23 protein-coding genes are annotated in these 20940 nt (G+C 44.9%); 10 read left to right on the top strand and 13 right to left on the bottom strand.

From position 1 onward, the window contains the following. From V7Q33_RS12150 to V7Q33_RS12135, 4 genes are all read left to right on the top strand, one after another. A partial coding sequence (locus V7Q33_RS12150) for an FAD:protein FMN transferase (RefSeq protein WP_333820005.1) occupies positions 1-288 on the top strand: 288 nt, incomplete at its 5' end. Continuing rightward, positions 285-506, top strand: a complete 222-nt coding sequence (locus V7Q33_RS12145; RefSeq protein WP_331983577.1) for a DUF4266 domain-containing protein — start codon at positions 285-287, stop codon at positions 504-506. The genes V7Q33_RS12150 and V7Q33_RS12145, both read left to right, overlap by 4 nt. Positions 507-525: 19 nt before the next feature. After that, entirely contained in the window at positions 526-1734 is a 1209-nt protein-coding gene (locus V7Q33_RS12140; protein WP_333820004.1) for a DUF3570 domain-containing protein, read from the top strand. 71 nt (positions 1735-1805) lie between these two features. Next, entirely contained in the window at positions 1806-2132 is a 327-nt protein-coding gene (locus V7Q33_RS12135; RefSeq protein WP_331983591.1) for a DMT family transporter, read from the top strand. Positions 2133-2166: 34 nt separating this feature from the next. Here the strand turns inward: V7Q33_RS12135 and V7Q33_RS12130 are convergent, their stop codons facing one another. The 10 genes from V7Q33_RS12130 to V7Q33_RS12085 form a co-directional block, all read right to left on the bottom strand. Then, positions 2167-3243 (bottom strand): beta-ketoacyl synthase N-terminal-like domain-containing protein, encoded by a 1077-nt coding sequence (locus V7Q33_RS12130; RefSeq protein WP_333820003.1) that lies wholly within the window; start codon positions 3241-3243, stop codon positions 2167-2169. A gap of 2 nt (positions 3244-3245) precedes the next feature. Beyond that, a complete protein-coding gene (locus V7Q33_RS12125) occupies positions 3246-4454 on the bottom strand; it encodes a beta-ketoacyl-[acyl-carrier-protein] synthase family protein (RefSeq protein ID WP_333820002.1) in 1209 nt (402 codons plus the stop codon). Further along, positions 4451-4723, bottom strand: a complete 273-nt coding sequence (locus V7Q33_RS12120) for a phosphopantetheine-binding protein (protein ID WP_331961020.1) — start codon at positions 4721-4723, stop codon at positions 4451-4453. The genes V7Q33_RS12125 and V7Q33_RS12120 overlap by 4 nt, the downstream gene beginning before the upstream one ends. Positions 4724-4747: 24 nt before the next feature. Continuing rightward, positions 4748-6019, bottom strand: coding sequence for an ABC transporter permease (locus V7Q33_RS12115; protein WP_333820001.1), 1272 nt, complete (start codon positions 6017-6019; stop codon positions 4748-4750). Further along, positions 6016-6765, bottom strand: coding sequence for an ABC transporter ATP-binding protein (locus V7Q33_RS12110; protein ID WP_333820000.1), 750 nt, complete (start codon positions 6763-6765; stop codon positions 6016-6018). Before V7Q33_RS12110 ends, V7Q33_RS12115 begins: the two co-directional genes overlap by 4 nt. Then, entirely contained in the window at positions 6762-7769 is a 1008-nt protein-coding gene (locus V7Q33_RS12105; RefSeq protein WP_331983565.1) for a BtrH N-terminal domain-containing protein, read from the bottom strand. The genes V7Q33_RS12110 and V7Q33_RS12105 overlap by 4 nt, the downstream gene beginning before the upstream one ends. Then, on the bottom strand, positions 7766-8179 hold the full coding sequence (locus V7Q33_RS12100) for a hypothetical protein (protein WP_331983563.1): 414 nt from the start codon (positions 8177-8179) through the stop codon (positions 7766-7768). Before V7Q33_RS12100 ends, V7Q33_RS12105 begins: the two co-directional genes overlap by 4 nt. Positions 8180-8266: 87 nt before the next feature. After that, a complete protein-coding gene (locus V7Q33_RS12095) occupies positions 8267-9409 on the bottom strand; it encodes a beta-ketoacyl-ACP synthase III (protein ID WP_333819999.1) in 1143 nt (380 codons plus the stop codon). Between the two features lie 180 nt (positions 9410-9589). Continuing rightward, positions 9590-10510 carry a dialkylrecorsinol condensing enzyme DarA gene (locus tag V7Q33_RS12090; protein WP_333819998.1) on the bottom strand — a complete coding sequence of 307 codons (921 nt, stop codon included), beginning with the start codon at positions 10508-10510 and terminating at the stop codon, positions 9590-9592. 347 nt (positions 10511-10857) lie between these two features. Further along, complete coding sequence (locus V7Q33_RS12085) at positions 10858-11106, bottom strand: hypothetical protein (RefSeq protein ID WP_331983558.1); 249 nt, start codon at positions 11104-11106, stop codon at positions 10858-10860. Between the two features lie 125 nt (positions 11107-11231). On the opposite strand from V7Q33_RS12085, the gene V7Q33_RS12080 reads away from it, so the two are divergent. Together V7Q33_RS12080 and V7Q33_RS12075 are read left to right on the top strand one after the other, a co-directional pair. After that, a complete protein-coding gene (locus V7Q33_RS12080) occupies positions 11232-11612 on the top strand; it encodes a helix-turn-helix domain-containing protein (protein WP_331983556.1) in 381 nt (126 codons plus the stop codon). 22 nt (positions 11613-11634) lie between these two features. Then, on the top strand, positions 11635-12015 hold the full coding sequence (locus V7Q33_RS12075; protein ID WP_333819997.1) for a helix-turn-helix domain-containing protein: 381 nt from the start codon (positions 11635-11637) through the stop codon (positions 12013-12015). A gap of 109 nt (positions 12016-12124) precedes the next feature. Here V7Q33_RS12075 and V7Q33_RS12070 read toward each other — a convergent pair whose 3' ends face one another. Both V7Q33_RS12070 and V7Q33_RS12065 read right to left on the bottom strand, forming a co-directional pair. Continuing rightward, a complete protein-coding gene (locus tag V7Q33_RS12070; protein WP_333819996.1) occupies positions 12125-12526 on the bottom strand; it encodes a hypothetical protein in 402 nt (133 codons plus the stop codon). A 277-nt stretch (positions 12527-12803) separates the two neighbouring features. Further along, a complete protein-coding gene (locus V7Q33_RS12065; RefSeq protein WP_333819995.1) occupies positions 12804-14237 on the bottom strand; it encodes an alginate lyase family protein in 1434 nt (477 codons plus the stop codon). A gap of 464 nt (positions 14238-14701) precedes the next feature. Between V7Q33_RS12065 and V7Q33_RS12060 the strand changes: the two genes are divergently transcribed. From V7Q33_RS12060 to pgeF, 4 genes are all read left to right on the top strand, one after another. Then, the gene (locus V7Q33_RS12060; RefSeq protein WP_333819994.1) at positions 14702-17323 is read left to right on the top strand and encodes a VPS10 domain-containing protein; all 2622 of its coding nucleotides are present in this window, start codon (positions 14702-14704) and stop codon (positions 17321-17323) included. A gap of 257 nt (positions 17324-17580) precedes the next feature. Further along, the gene (locus tag V7Q33_RS12055; protein WP_331983546.1) at positions 17581-18348 is read left to right on the top strand and encodes a hypothetical protein; all 768 of its coding nucleotides are present in this window, start codon (positions 17581-17583) and stop codon (positions 18346-18348) included. A gap of 131 nt (positions 18349-18479) precedes the next feature. Continuing rightward, positions 18480-19232 (top strand): porin family protein, encoded by a 753-nt coding sequence (locus tag V7Q33_RS12050; protein WP_331983544.1) that lies wholly within the window; start codon positions 18480-18482, stop codon positions 19230-19232. A 40-nt stretch (positions 19233-19272) separates the two neighbouring features. Beyond that, a complete protein-coding gene (gene pgeF, locus V7Q33_RS12045) occupies positions 19273-20046 on the top strand; it encodes a peptidoglycan editing factor PgeF (protein WP_331983542.1) in 774 nt (257 codons plus the stop codon). Between the two features lie 29 nt (positions 20047-20075). Here the strand turns inward: pgeF and V7Q33_RS12040 are convergent, their stop codons facing one another. After that, positions 20076-20432: a TfoX/Sxy family protein gene (locus tag V7Q33_RS12040; protein WP_331983540.1), complete on the bottom strand. Its 357-nt coding sequence runs from the start codon at positions 20430-20432 to the stop codon at positions 20076-20078. Between the last annotated feature and the right edge of the window lie 508 nt (positions 20433-20940).

Here is a 20940-nt window from a genome sequence, read left to right as displayed (position 1 = left end):
TCGGTAGCAACCTCCGGAAATTATGAGCAATACTTTGATAAGAATGGTGTTCGATACTCGCATAACATTGACCCGAAAAGTGGATTGCCGGTTACGGGTATACGCAGCGTTACCATCGTCAGCCCGCATGCAGAACTTTCAGATGCATTGGCAACGGCCGTTACCGTGATGGGGGCAAAAGTAGGTATACACTTCATCGAACAATTGCCCGGCACGCACGCCTTGATCATTGATGATCGAAATAAAATAATAACATCGAGACATTTGAAATTAACGATGGAACCATGAAGCGAGTAAGCATACGTTTTCTTTTTGCCAGCATATATCTGCTGCTAATCGCAGCTTGCCAAACCGTAAAGCCTTATCAGAAAGTATATCTTAATGATCATGAAATGCAACCAGGCCAGCAAGGCGCGCGCAGATTTGAAGAGAGCGTACAGGTATATCGCGAAGGTGCAGCCGGTGGCGGCAGCAGCAAGAGCAGTGGTGGTTGCGGATGTAATTGATATCGTAAAGATTTACCCTTTGAAGAAACGTTACGTTATTATCGGATTACTCGCTTCGTCATTAATGGCATCGGCGCAGCAATCGGCTGTTTATAAAAAGAAAAAACTGGTTCGCACGGATGTGGAGGCGATGTTCTCATACTATACACAAGACAATAACCATTCTGCGGTAACCGGTGGTATAGGCACAGAAGACCTGCAGGTATATGTGCAACAGTTGTCGATGGATGTAAACAAAGATTCGGTTAACACATATCACATCGATGCCGGTGTAGATGTGATCAGCTCTGCTTCTACCGATAATATAGATTATGTCATGTCATCCGCTTCCAGGGTGGATGCGCGGTCGCACATGAATCTTGGATTCAATCGCTTTGTGAAAAGCAGGCAGATGAATGCGGGCATCAACACCGGTATGTCGATTGAATCCGATTATCTTTCGTTTGGCGCGGGCCTGAACTGGAGCTATAGCGATCGCAGAAGGCAGCGTGATTATTCGTTTTCTTTTCAGGGATTTTTTGATGACCTGCGGTGGGGAAGACTGGAGAATGGACATCCGCAGAAGCTGGTGTATCCGGTTGAACTTCGTTATAAGAAATGGTTTAATAATTACAGACGTAATTCATTCAATGTTGATCTGGGTATATACCAGGTAATCAATCGCAGAATGGCCATCGGTATATACCCGGGCGTCACCTATCAAAAGGGATTACTCTCAACACCCTTTCACAGAGTATATTTTACGGACGATACGGAGCGTGTTGAAAATTTACCAGGCGAGCGCTTGAAGGTTCCGGTCGGCGTTCAGCTCAACTCATTTGCAGGCACACGGTGGATCATCCGAAGTTCATATCGATTCTATTGGGATAACTTTGGCATTAATGCACACACGATCAATGTAGAAGCGCCTGTAAAAATAAATGCGATGCTCACCTTAACACCTTTCGTCAGACTTTATACACAGACCGGTGCTGACTATTTCCGGCCCTATAAGCAATTAGATTCTTCCAGCGAATATTATACTTCCGACTACGACCTTTCCAGGTTTCATAGTTATAAAACGGGACTCGGTGTGCGATATGCTCCCTTTGCGCGTGGTGGTGCTACAACCTTTCAGGAAGTGGAGGTACGCTATGCTTTCTATGATCGTTCCGATGGATTGAAGGCGCACATGATCACAGCTTTTATTCACTTCAGCGTAACGCGCGAAAAGAATCGAACGCGCTGATGCCAGTGATGTAAACTTCCTCCAGGGCCATGAGCACAATTCATATCTTTGTTAATAAACTACAGTCAGATATGAACTGGATTATACTAATCATAGCCGGATGTTTTGAAGTAGCATTCACCACATGCCTTGGTAAAGCCAAAGAAACTTCAGGAATTGCTTCCGTATTGTGGCTGATTGGTTTCTTTGTAACGGTGTCGGCAAGTATGTACCTGCTTTATCGTGCTACATTAACATTGCCCATGGGAACTGCCTACGCGGTGTGGACCGGTATTGGAGCAGTCGGCACAGTGATCGTTGGTATCGTCTTTTTTAAAGAGCCGGCTGACTTCTGGCGATTGTTCTTTATTGTAACACTGATCGGCTCTATTATCGGGCTTAAATTCGTTTCGCATTGATGTATAAAATGCACTGACTTAAGCGCGATGCATTTTATTTCTGGAGCAAATAGAAAGAGAAGTTCTTATTCATGTACTGGTTAACAATAATAACCGTTTTTAGCTGTGCGGGATTATCATGGAGATTTACCTTTACCGCCAGCGGCACGTCTTGATTTTTTAGTATAGCAGCTCCCAGCCACAACGCGAACGATGATGCCGTGCACGACTCACCGCACAAATGTTTAAACCGAACGTGAAAGGTATTGCTGAAGATAGTGGTTGAAAGATCGTTCATGATGCGATCGTGTTCTGCATCACCACTTGCACCGTCAATCCATACATCTATATCAGCAACGGTAATATTATTCGCCCGCAAAAAGGCATGAAGGCTTTCTGTTACTTCATCTTTACCCGATGGATTATAGATGAAAGAAGTAGCCATCAGCTTGCACCATGTAGTTTCTGATGCCTGGCGCGACAGCATAAAGAATGCTGCACCTTCGCCCTGCACGGAGCCCTTGGTAGTGGTATTGAAAAGCTCAAGGCTATTAATATATTCCGTTTTGAAATGGCTGGCGCGAATGCTGGCAAAATATTGTACTTCCGCGGCTTCATCGAAGGCGCCTACCAGGTAGTTGGCGTTTTCATTTTCGCAGAGTTGAAGCATGGCATCGTCTAATGCATTTTCGAAAGCCAGGCCTTTGCTCACATAAGTGTTATTATAACCCATACACTTTACTGACAATGCAATGAGCCCGGCCAATGCGTTGTAAGTGCTTTGCATGAAATAGGTAGGCGTAAGCTGCTTCTCCTGTTGTTCGAGCAGTTCGCGCAGAAATTTAGCAGTCTCATCCAGGAAGCCGTAACCGGTGCCGGTTATTATACCATCCGGTGTTTGTACGTTCGAATCGCGCAAACATATTGTAGCAGCCGTGAGCCCAATGCGCAACATGCGATTAAGCCTTCGCAGTTGTATCGGGTTAATGTAGTTCTTGAAATCAGGAGTAATGCACCGAAGCACATTCTCTTCATATGCGGTAATCTCCGTCAGGAAGTCTGCATGATCAAATGTCTTTTGTGGCGACACTATACCGATACCATTAATGTAATACGCGTGCGGGTCCTTCATGCTTACACCGATGCTAAGAGTAAAGATGATGTATTGCCTCCAAATCCAAACGAGTTGGATAATATATAGTTAAGCTTTACCTGTCGCTTTAAAGAAGCCACCGGCCGTATCGAGAGCTCCGGCATCGGGTTAACGAAATTAAGATTGGGCCAGACCATTTGTTGCTGCATGGCCATCATACAAAATATAGCTTCCACGCTGCCGGCTGCGGCCAGTGTGTGGCCGGTAAAAGGTTTGGTAGAACTGAAATCGGGAACATGTTCACCAAACAATCGCTGTATACCTAAACCTTCCGAAAGGTCGTTGTTTTCTGTAGCAGTACCATGCGCATTGATATAGTTTACATCGCCAGGTTTTATACCGGCCATAGAGAGAGCTTGCTCCATGGCCAGAAAAGCACCTTTGCCATCGGGTGAAGATGCGGTTTGATGAAAGGCATCGTTCGCATTGCCATAGCCTTTCAATTCTGCTATAGGCTTGCGTTTGCTGCGAATTACTTCCGCTTCAGATTCGAGCACTACATAAGCAGCGCCTTCGCCCAGGTTTAGTCCTTTGCGTGTGCTGTCAAAAGGTCTGCAATTCTGAGAGTCAAGGATCATCAGCGAGTTAAATCCGTTGATGGTAAATTTGGAGAGAGCTTCTGCACCACCACAGATAACACGATCCAGTTTTTTATGGCGGATGAGTTGGGCACCGTGCATGATACTATTTGCCGACGAAGAGCATGCCGTGCTGATGGTGCCTATATATTTTTTTATACCAATAAAATCAGCCATGCGCTCGCAGTGTTCACCGGGGTTGGCCGTATCGGTAAAGCGAACAAAGTCACCGCGTTGCTGCGGGTCCATCAGCTCGTAATAATATTTTTCAAATTCGCGGATGCCGCCGTTGGTAGTAGCGGAGAGTATACCGGAGGCGCGCACTTCTGTTTCCGTGAGGCCGGCCATGCGTATAGCTTCTTGTAAAGCTGCGAGACCGAGCAGCGCAGTGCGGGTAAATCCTGTACCCGCAGGAGCTCCGGTTAATTCCTTTAGTTGCTGATCATGAAGTTTTACTTCGCAGGCAGGTAACGTAGTGCGGTGGATTGTATCGAGTACATGGAGCTCGCCATACCCTGACTTGCCGTGAACAAGTGATTGAAGATTTTCGGACGCGTCTTTACCCAGAGATGTGATAATACCATATCCTGTGATAAACACACGTTGACTCATACACGCGGGCTGTTCTGATGGATATACTCTGCCATGGTACGTATACTTTGAAATACATGGCGACCTTCTTTCGGATCTTTCAGCTTAATGCCGTAATTCTTGTCGAGGAGAACAACCAATTCCAGTGAATCGATAGAGTCAAGCCCAAGCCCTTCGCCAAACAAAGGAGTATTCTCATCGAATCCTTCCGGGAGCATATCTTCCAGGTTAAGTTGTTTGATGAGTTCTGCACGCAGCTCTACGCAAAGTTCGTCAATCGTTTTCTTCATGAAGGGGATTTTAGATTGGTGGTTTTATAAAATTGTTCTTGATTTATGGATAATGACACTGATAAAAAGGGTAGCCAGTGAAAATCCCGTTAATCGCAATACATTTGGTAAAATAGTCTGTATCGATGCCTGACGCAAAAATAAATCATTAAAAGATTCGAGGCCCCAGCTCATGGGCGAAAATCGGCTCAGCGTCTGCAGAATTTCCGGCATGACATATACCGGCACCCAAACCCCGCCAATAGCTGAAAGTATAACCACCGATACTGACCCGAACGACAGTGCCTGTTGTGGCGTGCGGAAATATACTGCTATTAATACACCATAGCCTGTGGCAGCCATGGCCACCGAACATGCTGTAAGTAAAATACCGATTACATTATTGCCCAGCACAAGCTGGGTGAGCCCGAGCATTGGCATAATGAAAATTCCTACGGCAATCATCAACACAAACTGCAACAGGCATACCAGGAAGTAGAATGCAAATTTACCGGAGATAACCGGGAATTGCGAGCCGGAGATAAGCCGTAAGCGCAACATGCTTCCTTCTTCACGTTCTTTAATAAAATTACCCGCAAGCGGATAAAGAATAAAGAACATGGCGAACATCGTCCATGCAGGAACGTTGTGCTGCACCGAATTGAGCATAATACCCTGGTATTTATTTTCGGAAGCGTATTGTTCTTTCACCTGTATAATGTCGGTAAGATTTACCGCTATGTGTTTGGTATCGGTGTGGCCTTCTGCCAGTTGGTTTTGAAGTTCATCCAGTATCCATTGCGCCTGGATGCTGGCAACAATTTTTTGTACACCTCCGGTAAGCGCCTGTTTATAGTTTGATTTGATGGCCGGATCGAACAATACTTTTATACCTACCGATGCGATCGCATCAGAGTCGGCAGGAGGGGAAATCAATCCAAAGTTTGAGAATACCTTTTCAATCAGCTGACGCGTTTTTTCGCGCAACGCAGCGCTGGCATGTGCCGGTATAACAATAGCAGCTTTATACGATCCTGCACGTACTAATTCCTTTGCTTCTGTTGTATCACTTTTTACAATCAGGTTTACATGCGGAGAAGCATCGAAGGCTTGCTTTACTTTTGTGCTGAGCGAATCGCCATCCTGATCTATGAAGAGTACATCGAGTTTTACTTCCTGGTAATCGCGAAAGGGAGCATCCTGTACCAGCGCCATAACAATTACCAATGCAAGCGGCATAATGAAGATCAATGCCAGCCCGCCCGGATCGCGGATCAGCAACAGAAATTCTTTATATATCGTAGCCAGTGTTTTCAATCGCGAATATTTTTACCGGTAAGTTTCAGGAACAGCTGCTCCAGGCTCTGGCAATCGGTGTTAGCGTTCATGATAGCCGGACGTGTGCCTTCTACAATCAATTTACCTTCGTCAATAACACCGAGGTGTGTACAGATGCGCTCCGCTTCTTCAAGCACGTGCGATGAGTATATAATGGTAGTTCCTTCACGCTTCAGTTCCATCAAAAAATCGAGGATCATGTTGCGCGACTGAACATCTACTCCGGCTGTAGGTTCATCGAGTATAACCAGCTTGGGCTGATGCAGCAATGCAGCCATCAGGTTGAGCCGTCTCTTCATACCTCCGGAAAATGTATTGACTATTTTTTTTGATTTCTCTGTAAGTCCGAATACGTGCAGGTACTTATCGATCTGTGCACGAATAGCAGTGCTCTTCATGCCGTACATACGGCCGAAGTAAAACAGATTTTCGTACGCCGTTAGTGTAGGGAAAAGAGCAATCTCCTGCGAGGCCACGCCAATCTGCCTGCGTATCTCAACACCTTGTTCGGGCATGTTCATACCCAGCACACTGATCGACCCGGCATCCTGACGCATAAGTCCGCAGACCATCATTACCGTAGTAGATTTACCTGCACCGTTGGGGCCGAGCAAACCATATACTGAACCTTCTGGTATATGTAGCGACAAATTGGAAACAGCCGCTTTATTGGTTTTAGGATACTGTTTCGTGAGGCCCTCAAGTCGAACTGCACTTGTGCTCATTTGGACTGGCTCACTTCGTATAGTTCCTGAAATATAGCATGCTCTTGTCGCGAGCATGCTTCGAGCATGTCGCCCAATTCAGCAAATGTCTTGGTATCGGATTTACGATTCTTGCATACACGGCCCGCATAGTATGCGAAGTCGCGAAGCTGATCGCCACTCTTGGTAAGCTGGCGTGAGAGATCGGTTAGTTTATCAGTATTAAGCTTGTGTGCAGCCTGATCGAGGAACGCGGCATATATAAAACGGAAACCTGCACCACCGGTGCCGATCTCTTCCTGCATGCGGATAAGATTGCCGAGCCACAGTATAGCTTTACGATTGCCGATGCGTTCCGGCCATTTGCGCAGGCGACCTGCGAGGTACTTCATACCTTTTGTTCCCACCAACGGCATAGGTATGCGCGTCATGTGGTCGCTGGTTTGTTTTATACCTGTCCACAGTGCTTTTTCTACACTATAATCGCCAGGTATTTGCACCGGGTAATACATGCGGCCGCTGGGTTCCGGCATACCTTTCGCAAAGCGTGCGCGTGCCAGGTCTTCGTATGATATTTCGGTTGTGGTTTCCATTACCGGATCGCTCACCAGGTAACGGCCGTTCTCTTTTCCAAATACAATGATGTTATGGGCATTGAAGTGAAAACGATATGCAGCTGGCAGATAATCCAAAAAGAAAACGGAAGTAAGCATGCCCACGGGTTGACCCTTATCCAGCATGCGGTCGAGCTCATCCATGGCCTTGGCAGGGTTGGAGAATTTTTTACGCTCGATCTTTATACCGATGCGGTCGGAGAAACGCTTGAAGATCTGCCCCGGCCAAATTCTATAGGCAACGCCCGGTATACCATTTACACGCACAAAAGGTAAATAGGTAAAGAAGAGGCCGGAGCCAATACCAAATACCATAGGCTCATCAAACTCCATTCCGTGAAAACGAAGCAGGTTTGATACTACGCCATTCTCGCAGTGAGCAGATTGTTTATGATTGAAATTAACGGTCATTGCTTTTTCAGTCTTTCGATGTCGGTGAGTTCTTCTACAGAGATGCGAAAAGTATAGGCGTATTTTTCGAGTTGTTTCCGGCTTAGCTTGTTAAAGAAAAAAGGCGTGCAGTGCAGGCGCACCATAAAGCCAAACGTAGAAGCGTAGCTGGCCACCATGCTGTAGGTCATGATGTTCTTTTTGATCCAGTATAGCAGTGGACTCGCTTTGCCATCCACTACTTTTTTACGGGCATTCTCCACTTCATCGTTCACAACATCCCAGGCTTGTTGCATCGCCACGGTTTCGGGCTCCCAGCCAATGCTGTTTACTTTTACATACTGGCCATTCTCGTCTGTAGCATAATACAGTTTAGCCAGCTTGCCTTCGTTGAGGTTTTCCTGATCCTGAGGTACCTGCTCTTTTTTCATAACAAATGGGGTTGTTTGTTAGCCGTTACACGTTATTGTTATCCGTTATTCGTTCTCTGTTAACGTGTAACTGTTAACGGATAACGGTTATACTACAGTAAGCATCACGTAGCCGTAATTGAAACGTGCGCTTTCGGGTATCATCATCCACAGTGTATCACCTTTCTTTAAGCGGCCTGAGTTAAACAATTCTTCCAGCATCAACAGCGGTGATGCTGCGCCCACATTACCTACCCACGACAAATTGGTGAACCACTTGGCGGATGGTATATCTATATTCAGTACTTCAAGTTCTTTTGCTATGCGCGAAGCGAAATAGTTAGACGAGAGGTGTGGCAGGAAGTATGTAAGGTTCTTGATATCGATCTTCTTCTTCTCTACCAGGTCTTTCATAAACTCACCACCCTTCTTCACAATATATTCTCCCAGCAGTTTGGTGTCTTGTTTCAAAGCAAAAACAGACTCGCCCGTCCATTGGTCTTGTTCGAGGTCGTTCCAGCCAATGAATTTACCGGCTTCATTTTTAACAGCACCATAATACATGCAAGCCGGAAGCTCATGTGCAAAAGAGCGTTGCTCAATCCAGTCAATACGCAATGAAAGCCCTTCGGTGTTGGGTTTATCTTTCAGCAAAGCAGCGGCAGCACCATCGGAAAGCATAAAGCGTAAAAAGTCTTTTTCAAAAGCGATCATGCCATCGCCACCTTCCAGCTGTGCCACTTTCTCTGCTTCTTCTTTAAAGAATTTAGCCTGCATCCATTTGGAGAACCGCTCGGAGCCCGTACACACTGCGTTGGATGTATTGCCCGACAACACAGACATATAGCCAAACTTGAGTGCCTGTATACCGGCACTGCAAGAGCCGGAAGCTGTATTGATTTCAACAGGATGACCGCCCAGCTCTCCATGAACCATGGCAGCATGAGGTGGCAGCATTTGGTCTGGCGTGGTGGTGCCGCACGACAGCAATTCTATATCGGCTTGTTTGAAATTTTCATCGAAAAGTTTTTCAATCGCCAGCCGTGTCAGGTTGGTGTTGGTATGAGTAGTCTTGCCTTCCTTGTCGAATGAGTAATAGCGGGTTTTGATCTGGTTGTTACGCAGGATGAGCGGCCGTGCCTTGGAAGACTGATTGTTGATCAATCCCAGGTACTTCTCAATGTCCTCGTTCGAAACCGGTCCGTTAGGATAATAGCTCGCTAATTTTGTAATGTAAACACTCCTGTTCATCCTCTGTAATGCGTGTTTTGTATGCAGATTTTAGTTTTTGAATTTGAGCCCGAAAGTACTTCATTCCCCGTAAAATATAAAACCCGAGTCGCCCCGCAGACTTCATTATCAACCGTCATTGAATACCTTTTCGCACAGCTGTAATGATTGATCAGCTTTTGAACAACGGAGAAAGAAGCGTTACTTTTTACGCAGTGAATTTTGCTTAAAATATTCCACATCCAGAATCAATTCCTTGCGCTTCACAATGAGCATTGTCTTCGACAGCGTCCACAGTAAAGGCGACAAAAAGAAAATGGCAGTGGGCAGCAGGTACATGAATATATAAACTCTGATTTTGCGACCGGTAGAGTGCATGGCACCGCCAGAAGCGATGAATTTAGACCATACTGAAAATGCTTTCTGACCACGTCTCTCCATCAACACCAGGTTTGGTCTGATGTCGATCGCACCTTCTTGCAAGAATTCAGTTTGAAGTGAAGTATAGTCGTTGGAAGCAAGGTGGTTGGCGATTAGCTTTCCAAATGCTTCCGCATGTTGAACATCGGTGTTGGAAACACCAGCCTGCGGAAAGAACCAGAATGGTTTCCGGTTGCCGGTAAACATCCATCGTAAAATGGTGATGAGGCTCGTGAGATTGCCGGAGCGATCGGCCAATGCAATGTGCCCCACCAATGTAGCCTGCGCATCGAGCAGGCGTTGCTTTACTTTTTCCTGCGCGCCAAGCCACATGTTGCGACAACCTAAAATGGTAACAACAGGTTTGCCGTTCAGGATTTTCTTTCCATCATCGCTCTGGAGAAATGAGCTTATTGGGCGAGAAGGCGTAAGGAACCAGGGTTGATAGCCGAGGATCACCAGATCGTATTGATCAAATGCCTGTGCCGACAAGCTTTTTAATGCCAGCGGCTTTTGTGAAAATGTTTCAGGGAAAGCATTGAAGAACTGGTAAGCGCTCCAGGGAAAAGGATATTTTTCCTGCGGCTGAATTTCTTCGAAATGTACGGTGTGGCCAGCTTCGACCAATGGTTTGGACAGTGACTGAAGTATGGACAACTGCTGACCGGACTGTGTGTAATATACAATCAGTATCTTTTTCATCGAGGAGGTTCAGGTATAAAGAACGTAAAGTTATATTTTTTTGCTTGTTTTTTACCTGCATGTAAGTAGTTATGCTGTTTTACGATCAAAAATTGAAGCGAAACCATGCAGAGATTATTCGCCTGCAGCAGCTATAGCCATAACGTTACTGGAATGTTACCATTGCCCGCTTTCGGGCAGCGAGCGTTTCTTGCCGCGCGAATAGTTGCAAGAATGTGATGATGAAAGATATATACCGCCGGTCTGCCGCTGATTAACATGTGTGCAGTGTGCTGCGGCAATTACAAAGAGTAAAATCAAAGGGAAGAATACCAACATCATATGGTTAATGTTGGTACTCACTCGTTTCAATGTTGATGTTCTTCGCGATGCCAGTCTTTGGTTTCTGTGGTGATTTGATCGAGAAGATCGAACAAGCGCGAAAGATCATCGATCATAACATTGAAATCATGTGGAAGAAATTCGTGGTTCTCTGCCAGATAGTCTACCAGCAAGGTGCGCACTGCGCGGTTGAGCCGGTCGGGAGGAGTACGGGTTACAAAAACGCGAAATGCTACCTGCAGATCTTCAGTAATAATTTCTGTAGAAGTTGCCATAGAACGTGTATAGATTTATAGGCAACAAATAGCGATGGTTATAGCAGAAAAGAAAGCGCACTATATTGTTCGATACAACCTATACTTTTGTTTTTTACAACAGCGATATTTTTTACATTTGAGCTATGGCAGAAACGTTACACATCGGGAGAAAGATAAGCCGCATCCGCGAGCTGCGCAACATGAAACAGGAAACGCTCGCTGCAGCATTGGGTATAAGCCAGCAGGCGATTTCCAAACTGGAGCAGAATGAGAGTATAGATGATCTATACCTTGAACGGGTAGCAGATGCGCTAGGAGTTAACCCGGAAATAATTAAGAATTTCAACGAAGAGTCTGCTATCTATAATTTTCAGACCAACAACGATAACGCTAATCCAAATAATAATTATCAATGCAAGTTTGAGCAAAGCAATGAGGCAGAGATCAAATCATTAAAAGAAGAGATCGAGTATTTACGTAAGCAGAACGCGCAGTTGATTGAGTTGTTGGGGAAAAAAGTTTGACGGTTGATTTTATATTTGAACTATGACAGAAACGTTACACATAGGCAGAAAGATAAGCCGCATTCGCGAGCTGCGCGACATGAAGCAGGAAACACTGGCCGCAGCGTTGGGTATAAGCCAACAGGCAGTTTCCAAGCTGGAGCAGAATGACAGTATAGACGATGAATATCTGGATCGTGTTGCCAGAGCTTTAGGAGTAAGCCCGGATGCGATTAAGAATTTTAATGAAGACGCTGCCATCTATAATTTTCATACAAATTATGATCAGGCAAACCATCATAACAATTATCACTGTAAGATAACTGAGCGCAACGAAGAAGAGATCAAGTCCTTGAAAGAAGAGATCGAGTATTTGCGTAAGCAGAACGCACAGTTGATTGAGTTGTTGGGGAAGAAGGGATGATCTCATCTGATTCGTTGAGGTAAGTATAAAATAACAACGCTATAATCAGAGTATGATAAAAACTCTTTCATGTTGCAGTCTGATATTTCATTTCTTATGGCGGGTATATTCATTGTCGCTGCAGTGTGTGTGAAAGCGCCTTCAATCTCAACTTGTTTCGTTCCTGCAACAACACCGGATACAGGTTAAGTATCGTATTGAATATCGTCAGATAGAGAAATACATCATACCATCGGTATACAACGGTCGTTACGATTTGAAATATTAGCACAAACAGAAATCCCAAAATATGGCATAGCTCGGATATCGTTAATTCATCAAGCAGTTTGCTGATCTCATCAACGCTGGGCCTTTTCGTTATGCTGATTTTTGTGTTAAAGCGCTTAAAGAATGTGTTCTTGATACAATACACAAAGAGACCAATGCCGAGAAAATTATAGAAGGTTGCATGGCGGGTTAGCTGATAATTTCTGATAGCATGGAAGAGCGGCGTATTTTTCCTTCTTATCATATGTGCAATCCATAAACCCGGAAGCCCGCTATAAAAGACAAGCAAAAAGCTCATGGTTAGTCGATATGTGAGATGTTCCGCAGTCACTGCATGATTTCATTTTTGAGATATTGTAATATACATATTTGAAGGTAATTGTTTGAAACGTATGGCTGTTTGTGTGGCCAAAATTCAAAAACATGCTGGAGGCTATTCTCTCTAAGGATGGAAACGCGCTTCTATGTCTTAAAAACCTTATCGATGGAAAGATTGGCAAATAAATATCGCAGCCTGTATATCACTTCTTCACAATCCTCTTCACCACCACTTTCTTTTTATTGAAGATGCGCAGGTAGTATGTGCCTCGTGCCAGGAAGCTCAGGTTGCTGTTGGTATACGAGGTTCCTGATGTTTCGGCCGAGAATATAATTTGCCCTATATCATTATAGAAATCAATGTGTGCGCCAGACTCCAGGCCGTTGGAGAATGTAACTGTCAACTGATCTTTTACAGGGTTGGGTGAAACAACGGCACCACCATCGGCTTCGCGTGCAGAAGCTGCTTCGAGCGAATCTTGTGTATACAGCAGTGTGCCATACCCGAGCTGATCGTAGCCGCCACTGTTGGGGCCATAATTTCCACCGCCACCTTCCGGCCGCACCTTCTCTGCAAACTTCTGGCTATAGGGCGCCTTCAGTCCTTTGCGTTGCACATAGTGATTATATACCAGCTCCCATGCGGGGCGCACGTTGCCTCTGCTGCCGGAACCAATCACGGTTTGATTTACATTCAAGCAATTGTTATAGGTAATATAGGGCACATCTTCGCCCAGATTATACTTCGCTACATATTCGGCTCCTTTTAAAAAGCGATTGTCGTCATAGCCATACAGATCATCGCCCTGGTTCCAGGCCATCTCACAAAAAGCGCCCATCAACGCTATACCAAGCACGGTGTGGCCCTGGTCGCGGCCCGCTTCCTGCCATTGGCCCAAACCATCGGAGTGAATATAGTATACCGCATTGGCAATGGCGCCATTACCCGGTCCACTCTTGAAGTATTGAACCGCTTCATTGTAATATTCACGCTTATCGCATAACACACCAATGGCCATGATGGACGCCATGGTGCAGAGATCCCAGTTCGCATAGAAGTGTGTAATACAGCGCTCATGCCTGGTAAGAAAATCGTGATTGATCGGGTAAAATACCGTGAGCATCATATTCTTGAAACGCTCAAAGTCGGCAGACTTCCAGCCGCTATAGGTTCGCATAATTTCAGCTGCATTGGCAAACTCATATCCGGACAGACCCGCGGCCAGCACGCGATCGCCACCTGCTATATATTTCAGTTTAGAAGACCAGGCATTCATAATCTCGATTGATTTTTTTGCATAGGCTTCATCGCCCGATACCTTCCAGCGGATAGCCGTGGCATAGGCTGCAGCAACATCATTAAACAGTATATAGTTATTATCCTGATGAACACCATCAGAGCCCCTGTAAATTGTATCGGGAGCATTGGGAACCCAATTGAGCGAAGCATGCACGTTAGAGGTAAGCTTGTTCCATCCCGCCAGCCACGGTTGTGCATTTGCTTTCACCTTGGTCTGCATTCTTTTAAATGCAGCTTCAGTTTGTAGTAATCCCGGATGTTTGAATGACTGTGCCATCAGGTTTTCGGCATGTAGCATTACAAACGACAGCGTGATGTATAGAATGATTCTTTTCATAGATACTCTTACTCTTAAGATGCAGCAACATCAGTTTGGACACATTGCAGAACTGGAATAACTTTTCATCCCTCACTTGCGGTATAGAGTGTCCGTTGTAGAAGCAAGGTAATCCAACAGCACAGACGAGCTTATTAATTTTCGTTCTTTGAAAAGATAGCGATGGTGAGCTGTGTATTTATGCTGATCAATTGTACGGACGTTTTGCCTGAGGAGATTAATCGGCTGAAAATATGGGGTATGTTTTTGTGTGTTAATATTACATCACTGAGTTTTTATCAGGATTGCAAAAACTCAAGAAGCTTCTACAGAATTTATTTCTGAAAATTTCTCAGTTCAAATAACCGCTATTCTATTTAGAAACCGGATGTTTACTTTAATGTCGGCTGCTTGCCTGGCGATTCGATCCTATATTTCGTATTCTTGTTTAGATCTCTGAAATTATCAAAAAAACGTATTGGCACATGAATAAATTACTGGCTCAAAGTGCGGTAGTAACTGTTGTTCTCCTGCTGCTGCTCGTATCAAGAGCAGGAGCGCAGCATTTTAAATTTTTAAACGATCCTGCCGTAAAAAATTTTTACGATATACAAAAGTCAGAGGGCGCTGCTTTAAAGAAAAAATACGGTAAGCGCCTGAAGCCAGCCACGGCACTGAAAAAGCGTTCGCACAAAGATGAACGTGAAGAGGAGGAAGAAAACGAGAATCCATATATTCACTACAAGCGATGGGAATACTACATGGCACCTCGTGTATATCCCAGTGGCGACATAACCTTGCCCTCTACCACCTATCAGCGCTATAGGGAATATGTGGAGCGCACACCCGAAGTGCAGGCTATGTATTACAATGCTGCCCGCACAACGCAGGCTACAGCCGACACATCGTGGAGCTTTGTTGGTCCTGCCGGATCTATACTTGGCGGGAGAAGTGCCGGGCGAATGAACTTTGTGCGCTTCGATCCATCCAATGCAAATGTTATGTATGCGGGTTCTCCTGCTGGCGGACTCTGGAAATCTTTTGATGGCGGCAAAGTATGGCGTACCAATACCGATTATCTTTCAGTATTAGGCTGCTCAGACCTGGCCATTGATCCCTCTAATTCAAATATACTTTACCTTGCTACTGGCGATTTTGATGGCGGAGATACCAGGAGTATAGGCATTCTTAAATCCACCGATGCCGGATTAACCTGGAATGAAACCGGATTGACCTGGGAGGTAGACTCTTCGCCTAATGTATCGCGTGTGTTGATTAATCCGCAAAATACGCAAGTGCTTCTGGTTTCCTGTAGCGGTGGTATATATCGCTCTGACGATGCAGGAGCCACGTGGACGCAGACGCTTGATTCAGGAGTTTTCTACGACATGGAGTTTAACCCTGCGAACCCGGATATAGTATATGCCTGCAGTGATACATTTTATCGCTCGGCCGATGGCGGAGTTACCTGGACTGCCATAACCAGTAACTTGCCAACAGCCAATGTCAGCCGCACATCTTTGGCGGTTACGGCAGCAAACCCGGCTTATGTATACCTGCTCTATAGTAAAACCAATGGTGATGATTTTAAAGGTATATATCGCTCGGCTGATAATGGATTAACGTTTACATTAAGGGCCAGTACACCGAATATACTCGGCTATGATTTGCAGGCGGGCTCTGGCGGACAATCATGGTATGATCAGGCACTGGCTGTCTCTCCGGTTGATCCGGAGCTCGTGCTCGCAGCCGGTGTTCGTAATTGCCGCTCGAAAGACGGAGGTATCACCTGGGTGGAAGCCACGAAAGATTGTGAAGATGCAGACCTCGAATTGCATTGGGATATACATGGGATTGAGTTTGTTCCGGGTAGCAGCACCCATGCATTTGTTGTATGCGATGGTGGTATATATAAAACTACGACCGCAGGCAATTGCTGGTCTGCCGTTAACCAGGATAATATTTCTGTTCAGCAGATCTATAGGTTTAGTATGGCAAGCGATAATCCGAATATTATGATCGTGGGCCTTCAAGACGGTGCTACCATGGTTCAGCATGCCGGTAACTATAACCAGGTGCTGGGCGGTGATGGTCTCGATTGCTTTATAGATCGCACCAACAGTGATATAATGTATGGCTCGGTTTATTTTGGTGCATATCAAATGTCGGTTGATGGCGGGATTACATTTAAGGATATCGTTACCGGGCTCAGTGGCCAGGCTGGTTGGCTCGCACCCTGGTTGCAAGACCCGATACATGCATCAACGCTCTGGGCGGGTTACTCGCAGGTATTTAAATCGGTGAACCGGGGCTCAAAATGGACGCAGGCCGGAACGATACCCGGTGATGGTGAAATTGTGGGCCTGGTCGTTGCACCATCCAACAATGCAACCGTATATGCCTGCAGGTTCAGTTCTGTGTTTGTAACAACAAACGGTGGCACGCTTTGGGAGGACATTACGGCCGGGCTACCGGTTGATCAGGCTGCTTTAACCAATATAGAAGTAGATGATGCCGATCCACAGCATGTTTGGGTAACATTTTCTGGCTACACGGCCGATGCCAAAGTATACGAATCGAAAAACGGGGGTGCTACCTGGAACAATTACTCTACCGGTTTACCCAATCTTCCTGCAAATTGTATTCGCATTATTCCGGGCGGCACGCTGGATGAAGTCTATGTAGGATGTGATATAGGAGTCTATTACCGGAATAACACCATGTCTTCCTGGACGCCATATTTTAAGGACCTGCCGCATTCGCCTGTAAAGGATATTGAAATCTATAAACCTGGTAAGAAGATTCGTGTTTGTACGTTCGGTCGTGGTATATGGGAGGCACCCTTAAAGTCATCAGCAACTATAACCGGAATAGAAAAGAGCAGTGATATATCATTTCAATGCTATCCCAATCCATTTGTAAAGGAGATCGCTATAAAAGGGACAGGAAAATTTACATACAGGATTTACAATGAAGCCGGAGCCCTGGTTGATGCAGGCATGGCAGAAGGAACCGTTAAAGTAGGAGCCACGCTGGCGCCTGGTATATATATCATTAAAATCGGCCATCAAACCGGAAGCAGCTTTGCAAAAATTTTAAAAGAGTGATCTATAGTATCACATAGGTCCACATGCTTGTCTCATCGTTGTTTCATGCGTACAGCGATGAGACAAGCGTTGTGACGCTTATTTGAAAATATCTGTGTTTTATACCTATCTTAAGGTCACTTTAAGGTTCTATACCCGATTAACGCCCGGATGTACATGATTCGACAATGTGTGTAATGGATTGGCAATCACCCTTGTAATGCTTTTATAACGTAATCTATCTATAATTTTTATCTTAAAATCCTAATTTCTCTACCATGAAAATCACCAAGTATCTCCTCTTGCTGGCAGTAGCATTGTTTGCATTTGCATGCTCGCATGATGACAAAGACAGCTCCTCAAGCCTCGAAAAACAGACCATCAGTCTTAGCTCCCAGTCGCAGGTAATTACAGCACCTTCGGCTATGCAATCATCCTCCGATGACCATGCACAAATGGCGGTAAGCTATATCACCATGGCTAACGCGATGAACACATACCTCGGTTATTTTAAGGCTCCTGAAGGTGCCGTAAAGTCTACAACCGCCATCACCGCTGCCAATGGACGTGTTGCTGCCAGTGGCGATGTAGTGGTATATACCTGGAGCGATGCTAACTCTGATGTGAAAATTGCTTACCAAATCAGCGAGACGTCTGACAGCTATGCATTTGATGTGTTCTTCCAATTTTCCGGCTCATCATCATGGCTGAAGTATTTCCATGCAGAAGAGAAGAAAGACCGCAGCGAAGGCTTCATGAATGTATACGACATTCTCGGAATATACGGTGATAACAAATCGTTGATCATGCTGAAGTATAACTGGAGCCGCAGCGGCGATAACTTTACCTTCAAGTTGACGGATACACAGGATAACTATTACTTTGTTGTTACTGTAAACGAGAAAACAAAAGCTGGAGAAGTTACTTACTATAGCGGCACTATTAAAATCTACGACATGACCTGGGATACAAACGGCAATGGCCACTGGGCATTCTACAATGCTGACGATGGCTCCCTGCTTGAAGAAGGTACCTGGACGGTATAAGGAACATAAAGAAAAAAGTATAACAGAAGTGCTGCCCCCAAGGGTGGCACTTTTGTTTTTATAACGATGCTATACTTTTCACTTTCCTCAATTATGAAATAATCATCATATTTGTTTCCAAAAGAACCTGGATGAAAAGAATTTTACCAACGTTGCTGGTACTGGCAGCGTTTACTAACCTGCAGGCCCAAAAAAATTACAAGATCGGCTTTCGCTTTGCCCCCGATTTCTCTTTTACCAATGTGCATCAGTATAAATACGCTTACCCGGGCGTGAAGCAAAAGGGCATTGGTATACGCATGTCGTTTGGCCCTACGGTTGATTACTTCCTTACCAAAAATATAGCGGCATCTTCGGGTCTTTGGTATACCGTGCGCTCTGTAAACCTGTATATGGGAAGTTTATATAACCGCCCAAATGATCCCAACAGTAAATACTATTCGAAGTCACGATATAACGTAACCTATCTGCAGATTCCTGTTACCGGAAAGATCTATACCAATATCATGGTCAGGAAAATGGCGAAACTATACTTTCAGGGAGGAGGAACGATCGATATCAAGCTGGCCGAGAAGGCTAAAGACACTGGCTTAAGCTACGGCTCTAATAATTATTTATACAATACAGCCAATATACCATCTTATAATAACGATGGCAAAGTGTTCCGCACATTCAACCTCGGCTATTACCTGGGTGTGGGTGTAGAAAAATCATTAGGTAAAAATAAAGCTGTTTTTGCCAGCGTTAGTTTTTCGAAAGGGCTCATCCAGATGTTGCGCCACCTGAACGATCGTGATGATAGTGGTAAACTTAACGACATTTCGAAAACACTTCATGTGCAAACCAGCCAGCTTTCATTTGAAATCGGCATGAAGTTTTTATAGCAATAGATTATAGAGATAGTAAAGAGGAGAAAATAATTTCATGAAGCACGTAGTATTGAACGGACTGGGCCTTTGGCAATTTGATAATTTCAGCAGCGAGAAGTCGGTTAAGCATTTTGTAACCAAACGCAACTCGAATGTAAACGGACAGGAGTTTACGTTAAGCTATTCAAGCTCTCCCGACCGTGCCTTCATTCAACACAACCGCCATCTGTTGGCCCAGGCGATGGGTGTAGCAGAAGCGCATTTATACCTTCCATCGCAAGTACACAAAACAAGAGTTGTGAGGGTAACAAGCAGCACATCGAAAGAAGATCTGATGGAGACAGATGCATTGATTACAAACGAGAAAGGTGTGTGCATCGCGGTAATGTCGGCCGATTGTGTTCCGGTTATAGTATATGATAAGAAGAACAATGCAGTGGCGGCTATTCATGCAGGTTGGCGGGGAACGGTGGCTCATATTGTAGAGAAGACCTTGCAGGAAATGAAGCGTATATTTGGAACCAAAGGCGAAGATATTATAGCGGGCATTGGTCCTTCTGTTTCACAAGACTCGTATGAAGTGGGCGAAGAAGTGGTGCAGGAAGTAACGCGTGCCTTTGGAAGCAACAGCAATCTGCTGATTCCTCAACCGAACAACAAAGCCAAACTCGATCTTTGGAAAGCGAATACTATACTGCTTCGCGAGTTTGGCGTGAAAGATGCAAACATAGAAGTATCTGATCTGTGCACTGTAAAAAATAACGATCAATTCTTCTCCGCCCGTAAGGGCGATGGTGGTCGGTTTGCTGCCGGAATAGTGTTGATATAGGCTATATCTATAGTGTATTTGATTGAAGGTTAACTCGCTTTTTTCTTTTTTGGTTTTTTCGCAGCTTTTGCTTCTTTGTTAAAGGCGAGCGCCAGCGCTATCCAGTAATCAAAATTCTTTTTGGTTTTTATAGCGTCTTCGTGTACAAACACAAAGCCCGTCATGGTGCGGCCGTTGTGCACCATGGCTCTGCAGCCGGGCCGTTCCAGCGCTTCTTCGTAAGCGTCCGGCCCTACGCGGCAGAGCATTTCTTCTTCATTTACACATACGCACATTTTGCCATTCACCATAAAGCACATGCCGCTGAACATTTTCTTTTCTTCTACTTTTTTAATGTCAGCAAGCGCTTCGCGGATGCGGCTTGCCAGCTTTTCATTTACAGCCATAAAACATCTTTTTAATTGAGGTAGGAAGAAGGCGTTATCCCGAAGATACTGTTTTTGTTATTAGGCATTTAAATTACTTTTTCCTTTGTATTTTCGATAGGCAATTAGAAATCAATCTTGCTTTGTCAACTTCCGGCCAGAATGATCAAACTGCTTACGATTGATCATTCACTTTTGGTTAGTTGCTATTAGCATGATTGTGCCAACCGGTGCGAGTTGAGTTTTACGCTGTTTGCTAATCGCTAATCCGAAGGCACACCTTGAAGATTTTTCTCCGAAGGTTTCGCAGGCGAAACCTTCGGAGAAAAATTAAAAAGCTAAAAGCTGTTGTGCTGCCAGCGGCACAACAGCTTTTAGCTTTTCATTTCGCGCGCCTGCACATTTGCTATGAGAGCAAGTTGAAATTGCCGCGCGAGTTTGACCACACTACATCGAAGCACAAAGAATAATGGAATAAAATCAAAACATTAAGATATAAAATGGTTAAATCATACAGAATGAGAAACAT

The organism is Ohtaekwangia sp., assembly GCF_036786105.1.
Taxonomy (GTDB): domain Bacteria; phylum Bacteroidota; class Bacteroidia; order Cytophagales; family Cyclobacteriaceae; genus Ohtaekwangia.
This window is presented reverse-complemented; position numbering and strand designations above follow the sequence as displayed.